The following is a 17,149-nucleotide window of genomic DNA, read 5'->3' as shown; positions in this document are numbered from 1 at the left end:
CTTTTGACAGTTCATTGGAAAGAGCGGCACCGTTCCTGTGGGGAGCGGCCGGAAAGGCTTGCACATGCTCCAACTCAAACACATCAAAAAAGAATACAAGACCGGCGATCTGGTCCAGAAAGCACTGGATGACGTCAGCCTGAACCTGCGGGACAATGAATTTGTTGCCATTCTCGGCCCCAGCGGTTCCGGCAAGACCACCCTGCTGAACATCATCGGCGGCCTGGACCGCTACGACAGCGGTGATCTGATCATCAACGGTGTTTCCACCAAAAAATACACCGACCGCGACTGGGACTCCTACCGCAACCACACCATTGGTTTTGTGTTCCAGAGCTACAATCTGATTCCCCACCAGACGGTGCTCTCCAACGTGGAGCTGGCACTGACCATTTCCGGCATTTCGGGTGCGGAGCGCCGCAGCCGGGCCGCCAAAGCACTGGAACAGGTGGGTCTGGGAGACCAGCTGCACAAGCATCCCAGCGAGATGTCCGGCGGTCAGATGCAGCGTGTGGCCATTGCCCGCGCTCTGGTGAACAATCCCGACATCCTGCTGGCAGACGAGCCCACCGGTGCACTGGACAGCGAGACCAGCATTCAGGTCATGGAGCTGCTAAAGGAGGTGGCCAAAGACCGCCTTGTGGTCATGGTCACCCACAACCCGGAGCTGGCCGAACGGTATGCCACCCGCATCGTCCGTCTGCGCGACGGCATCATCCAGTCCGACACGGCCCCCTTCCTGCCGGACGATGCCGTGCTGGCCCCGCCGGTGCACAGGAATCTGGGCCATTCCTCCATGTCTTTGCTGACGGCCCTTTCCCTGAGCTTCAACAATCTGCTCACCAAAAAGGCCCGCACCCTGCTCACCGCATTTGCCGGTTCCATCGGCATCATCGGCATCGCGCTGATCCTCTCACTCTCGGCCGGTGTGAGCAATTATATCCAGGACATGGAGCGATCCACCCTTTCGGAGTATCCGCTGCAGATCACCTATAACGGCATCGACCTTGCCGCCCTGCTGAACCCGGAGAGTTATACCACTGCCGTTGCCGATACCACCGGCGTCGGCAGTGTATCGTCCTCTTCCGCCCCGGAGGGAATGGTCACGGTGCGGGAGCTGCTTTCCCAGCTGACCGAGGACACCTCCAATTCCAACGACCTTACCTCCCTGAAAGCCTATCTGGACAGCCCGGACTGCCCTATCCCGGAGGACGCTGCTTCCATCGAGTACACCTACGGCTCCTACCCGCTCATCTACCGCCAGAATAAGGACGGCACCGTGCGTCAGGTGTATCCGGACAGCACCATCTCTTCCCTGAGCAACACCGCCTCTGCCGCCGGCATCGTCTCCTCCATGACCAACCAGAATGTGTTCACCGAAATGGCCGAGGTACCCTCTCTGTACGAGAACCAGTACGACGTCAAAGCAGGCCGCTGGCCGAATGGCGCCAACGAAGCCATTCTGGTGCTGAACGCAGACGGCAGTGTCAGCGACTATGCGCTTTACCTGATGGGCATTGAGGATGAAAACGTGATGCTGCGTTTTCTGGAAGCATATTCCAGAGACAAAAACACTCCAGCACCCACCGGTTACAGCACCTATCCCTACGAAACCTTTGTGGGGCTGAAGTTCAAGGTGCTGACCCTTTCCGACCTTTATGCTTATGATGAGGAACGTCAGATCTGGCGCAACCAGTCCGGCGATGAAGCCTTCATGGAACAGGCCGTTGCCGACAGCCCGGATCTGACCATCGTGGGCGTCGTCCAGCCCAAGCCGGACGCCAGCTCCACCATCCTGCCCACCGGCGTTGCCTATTCCCATGCGCTGACCTATTACGCCATCGACCATGCCGCCGAGAGCGAGGTCGTAAAGCAGCAGCTTGCCCACCCGGATACCAACGTGCTCACCGGTGAACCCTTTGACACGGAGCAGCAGGACAAGAGCAGCCTTGATTTTTCCTCCCTGTTCTCTGTGGACACCGATGCGCTGAAGGATGCCTTCCAGTTCGACGCCAGCAAACTGCAGTTTGACCTGAGCGGCGCGTTCAATTTGACGAACGGCTCCTTCGACCTTGCGTCCATCATCGATCCGTCCTCCTTCCAGCTGGATATGAACGATTTTGACCTGAGCGACATCGACCTGAGCGATGTGCAGCTGCCGGAGATGGATTCGCTGGATCTGAGCCAGCTGTTCGCGGATATGGACATGTCCATTTCGCAGGATGCGCTGCAGGAGCTGATGAAGAACGTCATGAACGGCTACAAGCGCTACATCATCGGCAACGGCATCCTGAATCTGGACAAGATCGGTTTCTCTTCCTATATGGAGAGCGACATATTCAAGCAGATCCTTGCCGAGTCCATGGGCAGTCTGCTGGATACCTCCGGCCTGCAGGATCAGTTCACTGCTTCGCTGCAGCAGAACCTGCAGGGCATCATGGCCCGCTATCTGGAAAGCTATTCCCAGCAACTCACCCAGAAGCTGGGCGAAGCCTTGCAGGAAAAGCTCACTGCCGCCATTCAGGCTCAGATCGGCACCGTGATGCAGCAGCTGATGCGCCAGCTGACTACGCAGTTCAGCCAGCAGCTGCAGACCGCGATCCAGAAGAACATTTCCAAGCTCAGCAGTCAGGTGGAGGACGCACTGCAGATCGACGCTGCGGTGTTCCAGAATGCCGTGCGACTGAACATGAGCACCGACGATCTGGTGGATCTGGTCAAGCTGAACCTGCAGTCCGGCTCCACCACCTACAACAGCGTACTGGGCTCGCTGGGCTACTCTGATTACGCATCGCCCGGAGCCATCTGGATCTATCCCAACAGCTTTGAGGCCAAGAACCGCATCGTGGAAAACCTGAACGCCTACAACGCCTCCATGCGCGAGCAGGGACAGGACGACAAGGTGATCGTTTTCTCCGACACGGTCGGCACCCTGATGAGCGCCGTGACCAAGATCGTGGGCATGGTCAGCAACGTACTGGTGGCCTTTGTGGCCATCTCGCTGGTGGTCTCCTCCATCATGATCGGCGTCATCACCTATATCAGCGTGCTGGAGCGCCGCAAGGAAATCGGCATTCTGCGTGCCATTGGTGCTTCCAAGCACAATGTCTCGCAGGTGTTCAACGCCGAGACCTTCATCATCGGTCTGTGCTCCGGCGTGATCGGCGTGGGCCTGTGCCTGCTGCTGCTGATCCCCGGCAACATGCTCATCCATTCCATTGCCGGTACCAACAGCGTCACTGCCGTGCTGCCGCCCAAGGCCGCATTGATCCTGATCGTACTGGCCACCCTGCTTACCATCCTCGGCGGCCTGCTCCCCGCCCGCAGCGCAGCCAAGTGCAACCCCGTTACCGCACTGCGCTCCGAATAAATCTGTCCTTGCAGGCCGGTGTCCCCGCGTGGGATGCCGGCCTGTTTTGGGTATGGAGTTTTGCATTCCCGCCCGGGTTGTGCTAGAATAAGAAAAAAGCTTTTCCAAAGGAGATTTCCTTATGCCGAATATCATTGAGATCACCGACCTTTCCGCGCCGGAGCTAGACATCTACGCCCGCCTGACGCAGGCGCAGCTGCGCAGCCGTCTGGAGCCGGAAAAAGGTATCTTCATTGCCGAAAGCCCCAAGGTGATCGCCCGCGCACTGGATGCCGGGTACACGCCGCTCTCCCTGCTCATGGAGCGCCGACAGATCACCGGCCCTGCGGCAGAGATCCTGACCCGCTGCGGCGATGCGCCGGTGTACACCGCTGACCGTGACACGCTGGCCAGCCTGACCGGCTTTGAGCTGACCCGGGGTGTGCTGTGCGCGTTCCGCCGTCCGCTGCCCCGCAGTGTGGAAGAGGTCTGCCGCAATGCGCGCCGGGTGGCCGTGCTGGAAGGCATTGTGGACTCCACCAATGTGGGGGCCATCTTCCGCAGTGCCGCCGCGCTGAATATGGACGCGGTGCTCATCACCCCCTCCTGCTGCGACCCCCTGTGCCGCCGGGCGGTGCGCGTGAGCATGGGCACCGTGTTTCAGGTGCCATGGGCACAGATCGGTGCGTCCCCTGCCGACTGGCCGGAGAACGGCATCGCACAGCTGCACGCTCTGGGCTTCCGGACTGCCGCCATGGCCCTGAGCGACCGTTCCGTGAGCATCGATGATGCCGCCCTTGCTGCTGAGCCCAAGCTCGCCATCGTTCTGGGCACCGAGGGCGATGGCCTTGCCCCCAGCACCATTGCCGCCTGCGACCACACCGTGAAGATTCCCATGTCCCACGGCGTGGACTCGCTGAACGTTGCCGCCGCCAGTGCTGTGGCCTTCTGGCAGCTGGGCCGCCGCTGAAACAGCACATAATTCTCTTGACAAATCATCCGAACAGAGTTACACTAACAGCGTCATCATATGGGCCTGTAGCTCAGTTGGGATGAGCGTTCGGTTCGCATCCGAAAGGTCAAGGGTTCGACTCCCTCCAGGTCCATAGTTTATAAAAAGAGAAAGCCTCCATGTTCAACCGCATGGAGGCTTTCTTTTTTGTCCTGCAGAAAAATACCGGCAGAGCCCGTATCAGAAGGCCCTGCCGGTATTGTATTATCCGATCACAGATATGCTACCGTATCCGCAAGCGGCTTGCGGGAGCCATGGTTCGGCAGCGGCACAGCGCCCGGTGCGGCATGGCCCAGATCCATGATCATCAGGATCTCTTCGTTTTCGGGCAGGCCCAGCTCTTTTGCCAGCTGCTCCGGATCAAAAAAGTTGACCCAGCAGCTGTCCACGCCTGCATTGGCAGCGGCCAGGATCATGTGGGTGGCCACAATGGTGGCATCCTCCACACCGGAGTCCCGCCTGCCGCCGGGGTAGGTGAACACATTGGTACGGTCAAACGCCACCACCAGACAGGTGGGTGCATTGTAGCGGCATGGCGTTGCCTTGTCGATCTTTGCAAGCCCCTCTGCCGACTGGATCACATAGATCTTCTGCTCCTGAAAATTCTTGGCAGTCGGCGCCACACGGCCTGCCTCCAGGATCTCGGTCAGCTTTGCGGCGTCCACCGCCTTGCCTGCATCAAAATTTTTGCAGGAATACCGGTTCCGGACTACTTCTGTAAATTCCATGCTCGTGTTCCCTCCTGTTTGTTCGGTTTTCTGCGCTCATTATAGCACATCACTGCACTGAAGAAAAGCCGCCGCGCATTTTTTTCGCCGCTTTTGCTCAGAACAGATCCAGCATACTGTCCAGATAGATCGCTTCCCGCACCTGCAGCTGATATTCCGGCTTTGTCATGTAGTACAGCAGAAATTCCAGGATCAGCGCACTGCCAAGGCCTCTGCCTTCGATCTTGAAATGGGAGAAGCCCATGGGCAGGTAGGTCCTGCAGATCTCCTCCGTCCCGATAAACGCCGGGCTCTGCATTGCTCTGGAAAAGCGGTAGCCCTCCTGTGCATCGGGTGCGGTACATACGTGCTCCGGACAGGCTTCGCCAAGGTTTTTGCGGCTGACGGTCTCATAGCACCGCTTCCGGTCTTTGCAGCCGGGCCAGCAGCACTCATTGCAGAGAAATTCCACCTTATTCTTCTGGGCCCGCGGCAGTCCTTTGAGCTGGTCAAACGCTTTGTTCAGACGGAAATCCGGCACCACAAAGCGGAACTCTTCCCGTTCCAGCTCCCTGCGCAGCTGGGCAAACTCCGTCAGGACCTTGGTGGTGGAGGACACAAAGTAAAAACCCGGGTACCGCGCTTTCAGGTACTTCAGCAGCAGCTCCGAGTGGACGATGACCCCATTCTGCACGCCGCTGCCCGCTTCAAACAGCGCACACAGGGCATTGCATTTCGGGTCGCGCAGGTGCTCCTTCTGCAGCAGTGAATTGCTGAAGGTGAGCCGGGCAGAGATGCCGTACTCCCGCAGCAGCGCCCGCACCTCTTTTGCGCTCTGGTCGCCAAAGCCTGCACGGCCCCCGCCCCAGATGCAGTCTGCCGGGGCTCCGTAGATGGAACCGATCTCGCACCAGTCGTAGAAATACGCGCGGTGCTCCCGGAACAGGGGCAGAAACACACGGTACAGCTCATAAAATTCAAACAGGCCGGGCAGATGATAGTATGCCTTGCCGCCAAGATCGTTCATCGTTTTACGCTCTCCTCCAACAGGCCGACCAAGGGCCATGATCTGCTTTTATTGTACCACGCTTTGCCAAAACAGAAAAGAGGGGGTCTGCCCCCCTCACAGAATTCAGCTTTTGCAGCCGAACCCAGAGCGAACGCCTTTGTGCGGAAGATCGATCTCCGTGTTCTGCTGCCCTCTTTATAAAAAGGAAGAGAACTGTGTCAAAATTGTAAAAGATAAATTATTTTAACTATTATTCTTGACTTATCCGACAGTTCGGCTATAATAGTCGTGTTCGCAAGAAACATCAAAATATTTAGTTAAAAATACAAACTTAACAGAACAAAGGAGACTACTACCATGACGTTTGAAGAAATGAAGAAGATCGTTGTCGATACCCTGAACTGCGACGAGGACAAGGTCACGATGGAGGCCAGCCTGACCGAGGATCTGGAGGCTGACAGTCTGGACGCTGTGGAGCTGAACATGGCTCTGGAAGATGCCTGCGGCGTGTCCATCCCGGACGAGGAGCTGGCAAAGCTCAAGACCGTGGGCGACATCTTCAACTACATCACCGCACACGTCTGAGGCAAAAAGCGATGAACGATATCCGAGATCTGTTCCCCGGCCGGATGCGGGAGCGCACCTTCCAGCTGAAAGCCAAGCGGGACGCCGGGGCCGTCTGGCACGAGCCCCAGTTCGTAGAGTGCAAGCAGTGCGGCCGCCGTGCAGCACGCACCCTGTGGACCAAAAGCCTTTTCGTCTGCCCCAACTGCGGCTATCACATGCCCATCGGCGGATACTACCGGCTGAGTCTGGTATTGGATCATGGCAGCTTCCGGGAACTGGATGCAGATCTGCCTCCGCAGGATGTGCTCAGCTTTCCGGACTACAGTGAGAAGCTTGCTGCCGCCCAGAACAAGACCGGCCTGCGCGAAGCCGCTGTCACGGCCACCGGCCGCATCGGCGGGGTGGCCTGCGTGGCAGCCGTGCTGGACAGCCGCTTTTTCATGGGCAGCATGAGCACTGCTGTGGGCGAAAAAATCACCCGTGCAGTGGAATACGCCGCCGCCAAGCGGCTTCCTCTGGTCATCTTTTCGGCCAGCGGCGGTGCGCGGATGCAGGAAGGCATTTTCAGCCTGATGCAGATGGCCAAGACCAGCGCCGCCATCCAGCGGTTCTCCGCAAAGGGCGGGTTGTACATCAGTGTGCTCACCCATCCCACCACCGGCGGCGTGACCGCCAGCTTTGCCAGCCTTGGCGACATCATGCTGGCAGAGCCCGGTGCGCTGATCGGTTTTGCCGGGCCCCGGGTCATTGAACAGACCATCGGCGAAAAGCTGCCTGCCGGATTCCAGCGCAGCGAGTTCCAGATGGAGCACGGCTTTGTGGATCAGGTGATCCCCCGCAGCCAGCTGCGGGATACCCTGATCCAGATCTTACAGCTCCACACAGGAGGAAAGCACGAATGATCAAAGAAATTCTGGAACAGCTGGCTCCGCTGGACGCCCAGATCGCCGCACTGAAGGGCCGCGGCAACGACATGGAAGCCATCACGGCTCATGCGTCCGAACTGGCTGAGCTGGCCGTGGAGGAGGACGAGATCCTGCGCACCTGCGGCCCGCTGACCGCCGAGGACCGGGTGTTTCTGGCCCGGCATCCGGAACGCCCCCACATCGATGAGATCGTGAACGCATTGTTCACCGATTTCTTTGAGCAGCGCGGCGACCGTCAGTGCAAGGAAGACCCTGCCATTCTGGGCGGCATCGCCCGTTTTCACGGATTGCCGGTGACGGTCATCGGCCACCGAAAGGGTGCTACGCTGGAAGAAAATCTGGCCTGCAACTTTGGTATGCCGGGGCCGGAGGGCTACCGCAAGGCTCTGCGCCTGATGAAGCAGGCGGAAAAGTTCGGCCGCCCCATCATCACCTTTATCGACACCCCGGGCGCTTACCCCGGAAAAGACGCCGAGGAGCGTGGTCAGGGCGAAGCGATCGCACGGAACCTGATGGAAATGAGCGGCCTGACTGTGCCGGTCATCGCCGTCGTTACCGGCGAAGGTTCTTCCGGCGGCGCGCTGGCTCTGGGTGTGGCAAACCGCATCCTCATGCTGGAAAACGCCGTCTACTCTGTCCTCAGCCCCGAGGGTTTTGCCAGCATCCTGTGGAAGGATTCTTCCCGCAGCGGCGAAGCCTGTGAGATGATGAAGCTGACGGCGCAGGATCTGTACCGCGGCGGCATTGTGGAACAGGTGATCCCGGAGCCGGTGGGCGGCGCACAGCGCGGCCATGCCGCCCTGTTTGAGACGCTGGACGAAGCTCTGCGTGCAAACCTGAGAGAGCTGTGCCGCATGAGCGGCCGGGCGCTGGCCGATCAGCGCTATAAAAAATACCGTCAGATCGGAGAAACGAGGAACCCATGAACGCTGCTTTGCGCTTGATAGCCACCGGCGGGGCACTGCCCGGCCGGACTGTCACGAACGAAGATCTGAGCCGCATGGTGGACACCAGCGACGAGTGGATCACCACCCGCACCGGCATCCGTGCCCGGCACTGGTGCGGCGAGAACGAATCCGCTGCCACCCTTGCCATTGCTGCTGCAAAGCAGGCGCTCAGCCGCAGCGGCCTTGCCCCGGCAGACATCGGCTGCTGCATCTGTGCCACCCTTTCGGCACCGGATGCGACCCCCAGCGTTGCCTGCCAGATCCAGGCAGCACTGAGCCTGCCGGAAAGTTGCCCGGCTCTGGACGTGAACGCGGCCTGCTCCGGCTTTTTGTATGGTACCGCCGTGGCACGCGGGCTGCTGGCAACGATGGGCGGGCGGTATGCCCTTGTGGTGGGCTGTGAAGCTCTTTCCCGCCTGATAGACCCAACCGACCGTTCCACCTGCGTATTGTTCGGCGATGGGGCCGGTGCAGCCGTCTTTGAGCTGACTGCAGCCTCCGTGCCCTTTGCCGTAACACTGGGTGCCCGGGGCGATGCCGCCATTCACGCCGGCGGGCCCAGCCGCGAAGGCTCTGCCCCCATCACGATGGATGGCAAAGCGGTGTTCCGCTTTGCAGTGGATGCTCTGCCCAGATGTCTGCACGCTGTGCTGGAAGAAACCGGCAAAACACTGGATGAACTGGATTGGGTAGTCTGTCATCAGGCCAACAGCCGCATCATCGACCACTGCGTGCGGGCGCTGAAGGCCGACCCGGCAAAGTTCTACAAGAACATGGAGCGCCACGGCAACACCAGCGCCGCCAGCATCCCGGTCGCCCTCAACGAGCTGGCCGAGAGCGGGCAGCTGAAGCCGGGCCAGCTGCTGGCCTGCATCGGCTTTGGCGGCGGCCTGACATGGGGCGGAATGATCGTGGAATATGACCCTCTCAGGCGCTGACGCGCCAGCTCCCCCAAAGGGGGGGAGCTTTATGGGCGGGTAGGGTCAGCGTGCTTTCCAAGAGAAGGTCTAGCTGACAGAAAAGCAGAAAAAAGCTCCCCCTTCGGGGGAGCTGGCAATGCCTTACGGCATTGACTGAGAGGGTTTTCAATGAAACTTTTAAATGAAATTCTGGGTACAAAATACCCCATCATTCAGGGCGGCATGGCCAACATCGCCACCGGCGAGTTTGCCGCCGCCTGCTCCAATGCGGGAGCACTGGGCATCATCGGTGCGGGCGGCATGGATGCCGACACCCTGTGCCAGAATATCCGCCGCTGCAAGCAGTTGACCGACAAGCCTTTCGGCGTGAACATCATGCTCATGCATCCGCAGGCAGATGTCTTTGCGCAGATCGTGGTGGACGAGGGCGTGTCCGTTGTGACCACCGGTGCAGGCAACCCGGGCAAATACGTGCCCATGTGGAAAGCTGCCGGCATCAAGGTGATCCCGGTGGTGGCAGCTGCGGTGCTGGCAAAGCATCTGGAGCCGCTGGGCATCGATGCCGTCATCGCTGAAGGCACCGAGAGCGGTGGCCATGTGGGCGAAATGACCACCATGGCACTGGTGCCGCAGGTGGTGGATGCGGTCAGCATTCCGGTCATTGCGGCAGGCGGCATCGCCGACGGCCGTCAGCTGGCAGCCGCTCTGGCTCTGGGCGCCTGCGGCGTGCAGGTGGGCACCTGCCTGCTGGCAAGCGAGGAATGCCCCATCCACCCCAACTACAAAGCCGCCCTGCTCAAGGCCAAGGACAGCGATACCATCGTGACCGGCCGCAGCGTGGGTGCGCCGGTGCGGGTGCTGAAAAACCGCATGAGCCGCGAATATGTCCGGCAGGAAAACGCCGGTGCCGACAAGATGGAGCTGGAAAAGTACACCCTTGGCAGCCTGCGCCGCGCCGTGTTTGAGGGCGACACCACCACCGGAAGCCTGATGGCCGGTCAGGTTGCAGGCATGCTGCACGAGGTGCGCCCGGTGGCGGATATTCTTGCAGACCTGTGGGACGGCGGGAGGCAGCGCATTGCCGCGCTGAGCACCGAATGCTGACCCTCGGCAGAAAGGCCCTGTCTGTGCCCATCTTGCAGGGCGGCATGGGTGTGGGCGTTTCCCTTGGCGGGCTGGCCGGTGCTGTTGCAGCCTGCGGCGGCATGGGGTGCATCTCCACCGCCGATGCAGGCTACCGGGAGCCGGACTTTGCCCGCGACCCGGCAAGCGCCAATCACCGTGCCCTGACCGCCGAGATCCGGAAGGCGAAGGAGATCGCAAAGGGTGCCGGTATGGTAGCCATCAACGCCATGGTGGCAACGCAGGATTATGCGGCCGCGATCCGCACTGCTGTGGAAGCAGGCGTGGACGCGGTGGTGTCCGGCGCAGGCCTGCCGTTGGAGCTGCCCGGCATCGTGGGCACAACGGATGTTGCCATTGCGCCCATCGTTTCCAGCGGACGGGCCGCAAAGCTCATCCTGCGCCGCTGGGCCAAAGAGTTTGGCCGCACCGCTGATTTTGTGGTGATCGAAGGCTGCAAGGCAGGCGGACACCTCGGCTTTGCCGAAGATGACCTGCTGGCAGGCAAATGCCAGACCCTCGACGACATCCTGCCCGAGGTGCTGGCCGAGGTAAAGCCCTTTGAAGCACAGTTTGGCCACAGCATCCCCGTGTTTGTGGCAGGCGGCGTGTACACCGGTGCCGATATGGCCCACTTTACCGCAATGGGCGCTGCAGGCGTACAGCTTGCCACCCGCTTTATCACCACCTACGAGTGTGACGCATCCCAGGGCTACAAGGACGTTCTGCTGAACGCCCGGCCCGAAGATGTGCGGATCATCCACAGCCCGGTGGGAATGCCGGGCCGTGCACTGAACACCCCGCTGGTGCAGGCGCTGGCAGAGGGGACCCGCTTCCCTCCCCGGCACTGTGCCCGCTGCCTGAAGACCTGCGACCCCGCCAAGGTGCCCTACTGCATCACCCACGCGCTCATCGAAGCCGTAAAGGGCAATGTGGAGGAGGGCCTGTTCTTCTGCGGAGCCAACGTGGGCAGGCTGGACCGGATGCGCACGGTACAGGAGCTGATGGACGAACTTGTGACCGAATGGAGGCAAAATCAATGAAACTTGCCGTTTTATATGCCGGTCAGGGGGCACAGCACCCCGGCATGGGCAAAGAATTTTACGAAGGCTCTCCCGCGTTCCGGGCGGCATTCGACAGCGCCGAGCTGGACTTCGACCTGCACCGCGTCTGCTTTGAGGACCCGGACGGCCTTCTGAATCAGACCGAATACACCCAGCCCTGCATGGTGGCCTTTGCCTGCGGCGTGACCGCAGTGCTGGCACAGCAGGGCGTAAAGCCCGCTTATGTGGCCGGGCTTTCGCTGGGCGAATACTCCGCGCTGGAAGCTGCCGGGGTGTTCACCGCAAAGCAGGCCATCGAGCTGGCCGCTTACCGCGGCAAAGCCATGGCCGAAGCTGCAAAGGGCATCGACTGCGGCATGACCGCCGTGCTGAACCTTGACCGGCAGGCACTTGCCGCCTGCTGTGAGCAGGCGGCGGAGCTGGGCTGTGTGCAGATCTGCAACTACAACTGCCCGGGCCAGCTGGTCATCGGCGGCGAGAAAGCCGCTGTGGACAAAGCCGCCGCACTGGCCAAAGAAGCCGGTGCCCGCCGCTGCATTCCGCTCAAGGTGAGCGGCCCGTTCCACACCCGCCTCATGGCCCCCGCCGGGGATGCACTGGCAAAGCGTTTTGCCTCTGAGTCCTTTGGCGAGATGCAGGTGCCGGTGCTGTTCAACTGCCTTGGCCGTGAAAAGGCTGATGCCGACAGCATCCCGGCGCTGCTGGTGAAGCAGGTGCAGAGCAGCGTTTACATGGAAGATACGCTCCGCCGCCTCGGTGAGCTGGGCGTAGACCATATTCTGGAAGTCGGCCCGGGCAGTGCTCTGGCTGGCTTTGTGAAAAAGACCCTGCCCGGCGTGGTCTGCGCTTCGGTGGAGACCCCGGAGCAGCTGAACGCCGCACTGACAGCATGGAAGGAAGAGCTATGAGCGAAGAAACGATCATCCGCACCGCCGTTGTCACCGGCGGAAGCCGGGGCATTGGCCGGGCTGTGTGCATCCAGCTTGCAAAGCAGGGCTGCAATGTGGTGGTAAACTACTGCCACGGCGAAGCTGCAGCTGCCGAGACGGTGGCTCTGTGCAAGGCCGAAAACGCAAATGCTGTGGCTGTGCAGGCCGATGTTTCCACTGCCGAGGGCTGCAAAACGCTCTTTGAACAGGCGGTGAACGCCTTTGGCCGGGTGGATATCCTTGTGAACAACGCGGGCATTACCCGCGATAACCTGATCCTGCGCATGAGCGAAGAGGACTTTGACGCAGTGCTGAACGCAAACCTCAAGGGTGCGTTCCTCTGCTGCAAGGAGGCCGCCCGCCGCATGGTGCGCCAGCGCTGGGGCCGCATCGTGAACCTTTCCAGTGTGGTGGCCCTGCGGGGCAACGCCGGCCAGACCAATTACGCCGCCAGCAAGGCGGGCCTGATCGGACTGACCAAAAGCCTTGCCCGCGAGCTGGCAAGCCGCAATGTGACCGTGAACGCAGTCGCGCCGGGCTTTATCGAGACCGACATGACCGCCGCCCTGCCGGAAGCCGTCCGTGCCGAAATGGCAAAGGGCATCCCCGCAGGCCGCGCAGGAAAGCCGGAGGATGTGGCAAATGCAGTGGCATTTTTTGCCGCAGAACAAAGCAGCTATCTCACTGGGCAGGTGCTCTGTGCAGACGGCGGCATGGCAATGTAAAAGGAGAAAACTCTCATGGAAAAACGCAGAGTCGTGATCACCGGCCTTGGCACCGTGAACCCGCTGGGCAACAACACCGCCGACAGCTGGGCTGCTGCCAAAGCGGGCAAATGCGGCATCGGCCCCATTACCCAGTTCGATACCACCGATTTCAAATGCAAGCTGGCAGGCGAGGTGAAGGGCTTTGACCCGGAAACCATCGTGGACAAAAAGGAAGCCCGCAAGATGGCCCGCTTTACCGTTCTGGCCCTTGCTGCCGCCGCTGAAGCGGTTGCAGACAGCGGTTTGGACACCGAAGCGGAAGCCAAACAGATCGGCGTCATCCTTTCCAGCGGCATCGGCGGTCTGCCCACCATTGAGGAGCAGCACACCCGCGGTGAAGAAAAGGGCATGGAAAAGGTAAGCCCCTATTTCGTGCCCATGTCCATTGCCAACATGGCGGCGGCACAGGTGGCCATCCGCTTTGGCCTGAAGGGCATGTGCACCTGCCCGGTGACGGCCTGCGCCGGCGGCACCAATGCCGTAGGCGATGCCTTCCACCGCATCCGTGACGGCTACGAGACTGCCATGGTCTGCGGCGGTGCAGAGAGCTGCATCAGCCCTCTGGGCATCGGCGGCTTTACCAGCATGAAAGCGCTTTCCACCGCGACCGATCCGGATGCAGCCAGCCTGCCCTTTGACGCACGGCGCGGCGGCTTCGTGATGGGCGAAGGCAGCGGCGTGCTGGTGCTGGAAGAGCTGGAACATGCCCGTGCCCGTGGTGCGCACATCTACGCTGAGGTGGTGGGCTACGGTGCCAACTGCGACGCCTACCACTTCACCGCTCCCGCCCCCGGCGGCGCAGGTGCCATCGACTGCATGGCGCTGACGCTGGCGGATGCGGGCATCGCACCGGAGCAGGTGGATCACATCAACGCCCACGGCACCGGCACCCACATGAACGATGCCTGCGAGACCGCCGCCATCCATGCAGTGTTCGGCGAACACGCAAAGCAGCTGACCGTGGTGAGCACCAAGAGCATGACCGGCCATCTGCTGGGCGGTGCAGGCGGCATTGAAGCCGTATTTACAGCGCTGGCCCTGCATGACCAGTTTGCGCCGCCCACCATCCACTATGAGCAGCCCGATCCCGAATGTGATCTGGACTATGTGCCGAACACTGGCCGTGCGCAGGCCATGACCTACGCACTGAGCAACAGTCTGGGCTTTGGCGGGCACAACGCCTGCATCGCCCTGCGCAGATGGGAGGGCTGACCCATGGCAGAACCCCGCACCGTGCGTGCAGACGCAAACGCCCTGAACAGCGAGGAGATCGCGGCGCTTCTGCCGCACCGCTATCCCTTTGCCCTTGTGGACCGCATTTTGGACTACGAGCCGGGCCAGTGGGCCATCGGCCGCAAGTGCGTGAGCCGCAATGAGGAATTTTTCTGCGGACATTTTCCCGGTCAGCCGGTGATGCCGGGAGTGCTCATTCTGGAAGCACTGGCCCAGACCGGCGCGGTGGCAGCGCTGAGCCTGCCGGAGAACAAGGGCAAACTGGCCCTCTTCGGCGGCATCAAGAATGCCCGCTTCCGCAAACAGGTCACCCCCGGCGATGTGCTCACCCTGCACTGTGAACTGGTAGAGCAGCACGGCCCGGTGGGCGTGGGCAAGGCTTCGGCGTGGGTGGACGGCAAGTGCGCCGCCACCGCCGAGCTGACCTTTGTTCTGACCGAAGCAGCCGACAACCGCTGAACCCGGACGTTCCCTGTCCGCATGTCTCAGCAGACCGGCCGGTAAAAACAGACGATCAACAAAAAACCTCCCCGTGCAGGATGAAGCCGCACGGGGAGGTTTTGTTATATTCTGAAAGCGCTGTGAAGATCAGCAAATACGCGTTGTGCCTTGGCACACACGTGTAATGTTTTACTCAATTGCGATCAGGTTGGGGTTTTCCGGCAGAGCCTTCTGCTGCTGAGGAGCGGGCAGCTGGATGTGCAGGATGCCATCCTCGAACTTTGCGTGGATGTCTTCCTTCTTCACTGCATCGCCCACGTAGAAGCTGCGGGCGCAGGTGCCGGAGAAGGTCTCACGGCGCAGATAGCGGCCTTTCTCGTCCTTCTCGTCGTTGCTGTGGCTGCGGACAGCCTGAATGGTCAGGTAGCCGTCGTTCAGCTCCATCTGAACGTCTTCCTTCTTGCAGCCGGGCAGATCCACTGCAACATCATAATTGCCATCAGCGGTCTGCTTCACATCGGTCTTCATCATGTTCGCGCCACGCTTGCCAAAGGTGTCATGAGCCTCACGGCTCATTGCACGCTCCAGTGCAGCATCGTTCCAGAACGGATCAAAGAGATCATCGAACAGGTTCTCATGAAAAACAGCAGGCATAAACATAAAACAACCCTCCAATCCCGGCGTTCGGGTCGGGTATAAAATCAAGATCGTGCATCAGGAGCGGAGTCTTCCCGGGAGCCTTGCGGTTCCCTCATGCCCCTTTCTCCTGAGCACGCCTTTGTTATAGCACACAGTTTTAGCACTGTCAAGAGTAGAGTGCTAAAATTCATGGAAAGATAACACTTTTGCAACAATATCTTGTGTTTGTTTCTTCCTGTCACCACAATAGCCTCATGCAAAATATGACCTGCAATAAAACAACGCCCCCGGAGAGTACAGTTCAAAAGCTCTCCGGGGGCGCTTTATCGGTTCACATGCTATGGACCACGGCAATGGTTCCGCGTGCTGCCACGTTTTTGGGAGCCATCGCCTCACGATCCCGTCTGCAGGCATCGTGCAGAGCGCTGGTGCCTTGCCTTGACGGCAGCTGTCAGCATTCCACTGCCACCTTGATCACACCGTCCCGCTTGTGTTCAAAGAGGTCGTAGCCCTCTTCGATCCGGCGCAGAGGATAGGTATGGGTGATGAGCGGTTCGGTATCGATCCTGCCTTCTGCAATGAGACGCAGCGTTTCTTCACAGTCGCAGCCGTCCACGCCGCCTGTCTTGAAGGTGAGATTTTTGCCATACATCTCCGGCAGCGGCAGGGTCTGCGCCTTATCGTACAGCGCCACCACGGTCACAATGGCGTTGGGTCTTGCGCACTCCCACGCCAGCCGGAAGGTGGAGTCCGCCCCTGCCACTTCCAGCACCACATCTGCCCCGCCGTGGTCGCTGTTGGCCCGCACAAAGGCGGTGCAGTCCTCCGGCTGCACGGTGAGCACCTGCGGGTAGTGCCGACGGATGAACTGCAGGCGGCTTGCGTCCTTTTCACACACGATGATGCGCTTGGGGCTGTGCAGCATAACGCACAGCAGGGTGCAGATGCCGGTCGGCCCTGCGCCGAGGATCAGCACAGTATCCTCGGGGGTGATCTCAGAGATGCGCGCTGCCCAATAGCCGGTGGCAAGGACATCGCCCACCAGCAGCGCCTGCCGGTCGGTAACGCCGTCCGGGATCTTGTTCAGTCCCTGATCCGCAAAAGGCACCCGGACATACTCTGCCTGCCCGCCGTCGATGCGGCAGCCCAGCGCCCAGCCGCCGTTTTGATCGGTGCAGTTGTTCACGAAGCCTTTTTTGCAGAAAAAGCACTCTCCGCAGAAGGTCTCCACGTTCACCGTCACCCGGTCGCCGGGCTTCACGTTGGTCACTGCACTGCCCACTTCTTCCACGATGCCCACCATCTCATGGCCTACCGTGATGCCGGGCACGGCCCGGGGCACGCTGCCGTGCTTGATGTGCAGGTCGCTGGAGCAGATGCTGGCAAGTGTCACCTTCACAATGGCATCTCGCTCGTGCTGCAGCACCGGCTTTGGTTTTTCCATCAGGACAAACTTGCCCTTTGAAACATAGGTGTAGGTCAGCATGCTTTTTTCCTCCGTGTACTTTATTTTTTCC

The 17,149-nt window shown here is 60.4% G+C and carries 16 protein-coding genes and 1 tRNA gene; 13 read left to right on the top strand and 4 right to left on the bottom strand.

Features of this window, described 5'->3' with window-relative positions; genetic code table 11:
• The first annotated feature begins 64 nt into the window (after positions 1-64).
• The 3 genes from ACKXF7_RS09625 (at position 65) to ACKXF7_RS09615 (ending at position 4,455) form a co-directional block, all read left to right on the top strand.
• Positions 65-3,370 (top strand): ATP-binding cassette domain-containing protein, encoded by a 3,306-nt coding sequence (locus ACKXF7_RS09625; protein WP_423741164.1) that lies wholly within the window; start codon positions 65-67, stop codon positions 3,368-3,370.
• A gap of 121 nt (positions 3,371-3,491) precedes the next feature.
• Complete coding sequence (locus tag ACKXF7_RS09620) at positions 3,492-4,319, top strand: TrmH family RNA methyltransferase (RefSeq protein ID WP_418266607.1); 828 nt, start codon at positions 3,492-3,494, stop codon at positions 4,317-4,319.
• 62 nt (positions 4,320-4,381) lie between these two features.
• A tRNA-Ala gene (locus ACKXF7_RS09615) sits at positions 4,382-4,455 on the top strand.
• Between the two features lie 118 nt (positions 4,456-4,573).
• Here the strand turns inward: ACKXF7_RS09615 and ACKXF7_RS09610 are convergent.
• Positions 4,574-5,089 (bottom strand): nitroreductase family protein, encoded by a 516-nt coding sequence (locus tag ACKXF7_RS09610; RefSeq protein WP_348583126.1) that lies wholly within the window; start codon positions 5,087-5,089, stop codon positions 4,574-4,576.
• 97 nt (positions 5,090-5,186) lie between these two features.
• Positions 5,187-6,095, bottom strand: a complete 909-nt coding sequence (locus ACKXF7_RS09605; protein WP_423741163.1) for a hypothetical protein — start codon at positions 6,093-6,095, stop codon at positions 5,187-5,189.
• Positions 6,096-6,434: 339 nt separating this feature from the next.
• Between ACKXF7_RS09605 and acpP the strand changes: the two genes are divergently transcribed.
• The 10 genes from acpP to fabZ all read left to right on the top strand — a co-directional run bounded on the left by acpP (position 6,435) and on the right by fabZ (position 15,011).
• A complete protein-coding gene (gene acpP, locus ACKXF7_RS09600) occupies positions 6,435-6,662 on the top strand; it encodes an acyl carrier protein (protein ID WP_249237033.1) in 228 nt (75 codons plus the stop codon).
• Between the two features lie 11 nt (positions 6,663-6,673).
• Positions 6,674-7,546, top strand: coding sequence for an acetyl-CoA carboxylase, carboxyltransferase subunit beta (gene accD, locus ACKXF7_RS09595; protein WP_339395219.1), 873 nt, complete (start codon positions 6,674-6,676; stop codon positions 7,544-7,546).
• Positions 7,543-8,496 (top strand): acetyl-CoA carboxylase carboxyltransferase subunit alpha, encoded by a 954-nt coding sequence (locus tag ACKXF7_RS09590; RefSeq protein WP_249237035.1) that lies wholly within the window; start codon positions 7,543-7,545, stop codon positions 8,494-8,496. The genes accD and ACKXF7_RS09590 overlap by 4 nt, the downstream gene beginning before the upstream one ends.
• On the top strand, positions 8,493-9,455 hold the full coding sequence (locus ACKXF7_RS09585; RefSeq protein WP_423741162.1) for a beta-ketoacyl-ACP synthase 3: 963 nt from the start codon (positions 8,493-8,495) through the stop codon (positions 9,453-9,455). Before ACKXF7_RS09590 ends, ACKXF7_RS09585 begins: the two co-directional genes overlap by 4 nt.
• Positions 9,456-9,605: 150 nt before the next feature.
• Positions 9,606-10,541: a DUF561 domain-containing protein gene (locus tag ACKXF7_RS09580; RefSeq protein WP_423741161.1), complete on the top strand. Its 936-nt coding sequence runs from the start codon at positions 9,606-9,608 to the stop codon at positions 10,539-10,541.
• Positions 10,535-11,602, top strand: coding sequence for an NAD(P)H-dependent flavin oxidoreductase (locus tag ACKXF7_RS09575; protein WP_249237038.1), 1,068 nt, complete (start codon positions 10,535-10,537; stop codon positions 11,600-11,602). The genes ACKXF7_RS09580 and ACKXF7_RS09575 overlap by 7 nt, the downstream gene beginning before the upstream one ends.
• Complete coding sequence (fabD, locus tag ACKXF7_RS09570; protein ID WP_348583121.1) at positions 11,599-12,531, top strand: ACP S-malonyltransferase; 933 nt, start codon at positions 11,599-11,601, stop codon at positions 12,529-12,531. The genes ACKXF7_RS09575 and fabD overlap by 4 nt, the downstream gene beginning before the upstream one ends.
• Positions 12,528-13,277: a 3-oxoacyl-[acyl-carrier-protein] reductase gene (fabG, locus tag ACKXF7_RS09565; protein ID WP_348583120.1), complete on the top strand. Its 750-nt coding sequence runs from the start codon at positions 12,528-12,530 to the stop codon at positions 13,275-13,277. The genes fabD and fabG overlap by 4 nt, the downstream gene beginning before the upstream one ends.
• 15 nt (positions 13,278-13,292) lie before the next feature.
• Positions 13,293-14,531 (top strand): beta-ketoacyl-ACP synthase II, encoded by a 1,239-nt coding sequence (gene fabF / locus ACKXF7_RS09560; protein WP_097774745.1) that lies wholly within the window; start codon positions 13,293-13,295, stop codon positions 14,529-14,531.
• A 3-nt stretch (positions 14,532-14,534) separates the two neighbouring features.
• Positions 14,535-15,011: a 3-hydroxyacyl-ACP dehydratase FabZ gene (gene fabZ / locus ACKXF7_RS09555; RefSeq protein ID WP_339395225.1), complete on the top strand. Its 477-nt coding sequence runs from the start codon at positions 14,535-14,537 to the stop codon at positions 15,009-15,011.
• A 171-nt stretch (positions 15,012-15,182) separates the two neighbouring features.
• On the opposite strand, the gene ACKXF7_RS09550 is transcribed toward fabZ, so the two are convergent.
• Both ACKXF7_RS09550 and ACKXF7_RS09545 read right to left on the bottom strand, forming a co-directional pair.
• Positions 15,183-15,653 carry an Hsp20/alpha crystallin family protein gene (locus tag ACKXF7_RS09550; protein ID WP_339395226.1) on the bottom strand — a complete coding sequence of 157 codons (471 nt, stop codon included), beginning with the start codon at positions 15,651-15,653 and terminating at the stop codon, positions 15,183-15,185.
• Between the two features lie 430 nt (positions 15,654-16,083).
• The gene (locus ACKXF7_RS09545; RefSeq protein ID WP_418266602.1) at positions 16,084-17,118 is read right to left on the bottom strand and encodes an alcohol dehydrogenase; all 1,035 of its coding nucleotides are present in this window, start codon (positions 17,116-17,118) and stop codon (positions 16,084-16,086) included.
• Between the last annotated feature and the right edge of the window lie 31 nt (positions 17,119-17,149).

The sequence above is a fragment of the Faecalibacterium sp. 7 genome, assembly GCF_049562865.1.
Classification (GTDB): Bacteria; Bacillota; Clostridia; order Oscillospirales; family Ruminococcaceae; genus Faecalibacterium; species Faecalibacterium wellingii.
The sequence above is the reverse complement of the archived record's forward strand: the minus strand, read 5'-3'. Positions and strand labels throughout refer to the sequence as shown.

What these genes read in the sequence shown, in the direction of transcription:
- ACKXF7_RS09625 (WP_423741164.1), top strand. Translation starts at nt 65, where the DNA reads ATGCTCCAACTCAAACACATCAAAAAAGAATACAAGACCGGCGATCTG.
- ACKXF7_RS09620 (WP_418266607.1), top strand. Translation starts at nt 3,492, where the DNA reads ATGCCGAATATCATTGAGATCACCGACCTTTCCGCGCCGGAGCTAGAC.
- ACKXF7_RS09610 (WP_348583126.1), bottom strand. Translation starts at nt 5,089, where the DNA reads ATGGAATTTACAGAAGTAGTCCGGAACCGGTATTCCTGCAAAAATTTT.
- ACKXF7_RS09605 (WP_423741163.1), bottom strand. Translation starts at nt 6,095, where the DNA reads ATGAACGATCTTGGCGGCAAGGCATACTATCATCTGCCCGGCCTGTTT.
- acpP (WP_249237033.1), top strand. Translation starts at nt 6,435, where the DNA reads ATGACGTTTGAAGAAATGAAGAAGATCGTTGTCGATACCCTGAACTGC.
- accD (WP_339395219.1), top strand. Translation starts at nt 6,674, where the DNA reads ATGAACGATATCCGAGATCTGTTCCCCGGCCGGATGCGGGAGCGCACC.
- ACKXF7_RS09590 (WP_249237035.1), top strand. Translation starts at nt 7,543, where the DNA reads ATGATCAAAGAAATTCTGGAACAGCTGGCTCCGCTGGACGCCCAGATC.
- ACKXF7_RS09585 (WP_423741162.1), top strand. Translation starts at nt 8,493, where the DNA reads ATGAACGCTGCTTTGCGCTTGATAGCCACCGGCGGGGCACTGCCCGGC.
- ACKXF7_RS09580 (WP_423741161.1), top strand. Translation starts at nt 9,606, where the DNA reads ATGAAACTTTTAAATGAAATTCTGGGTACAAAATACCCCATCATTCAG.
- ACKXF7_RS09575 (WP_249237038.1), top strand. Translation starts at nt 10,535, where the DNA reads ATGCTGACCCTCGGCAGAAAGGCCCTGTCTGTGCCCATCTTGCAGGGC.
- fabD (WP_348583121.1), top strand. Translation starts at nt 11,599, where the DNA reads ATGAAACTTGCCGTTTTATATGCCGGTCAGGGGGCACAGCACCCCGGC.
- fabG (WP_348583120.1), top strand. Translation starts at nt 12,528, where the DNA reads ATGAGCGAAGAAACGATCATCCGCACCGCCGTTGTCACCGGCGGAAGC.
- fabF (WP_097774745.1), top strand. Translation starts at nt 13,293, where the DNA reads ATGGAAAAACGCAGAGTCGTGATCACCGGCCTTGGCACCGTGAACCCG.
- fabZ (WP_339395225.1), top strand. Translation starts at nt 14,535, where the DNA reads ATGGCAGAACCCCGCACCGTGCGTGCAGACGCAAACGCCCTGAACAGC.
- ACKXF7_RS09550 (WP_339395226.1), bottom strand. Translation starts at nt 15,653, where the DNA reads ATGTTTATGCCTGCTGTTTTTCATGAGAACCTGTTCGATGATCTCTTT.
- ACKXF7_RS09545 (WP_418266602.1), bottom strand. Translation starts at nt 17,118, where the DNA reads ATGCTGACCTACACCTATGTTTCAAAGGGCAAGTTTGTCCTGATGGAA.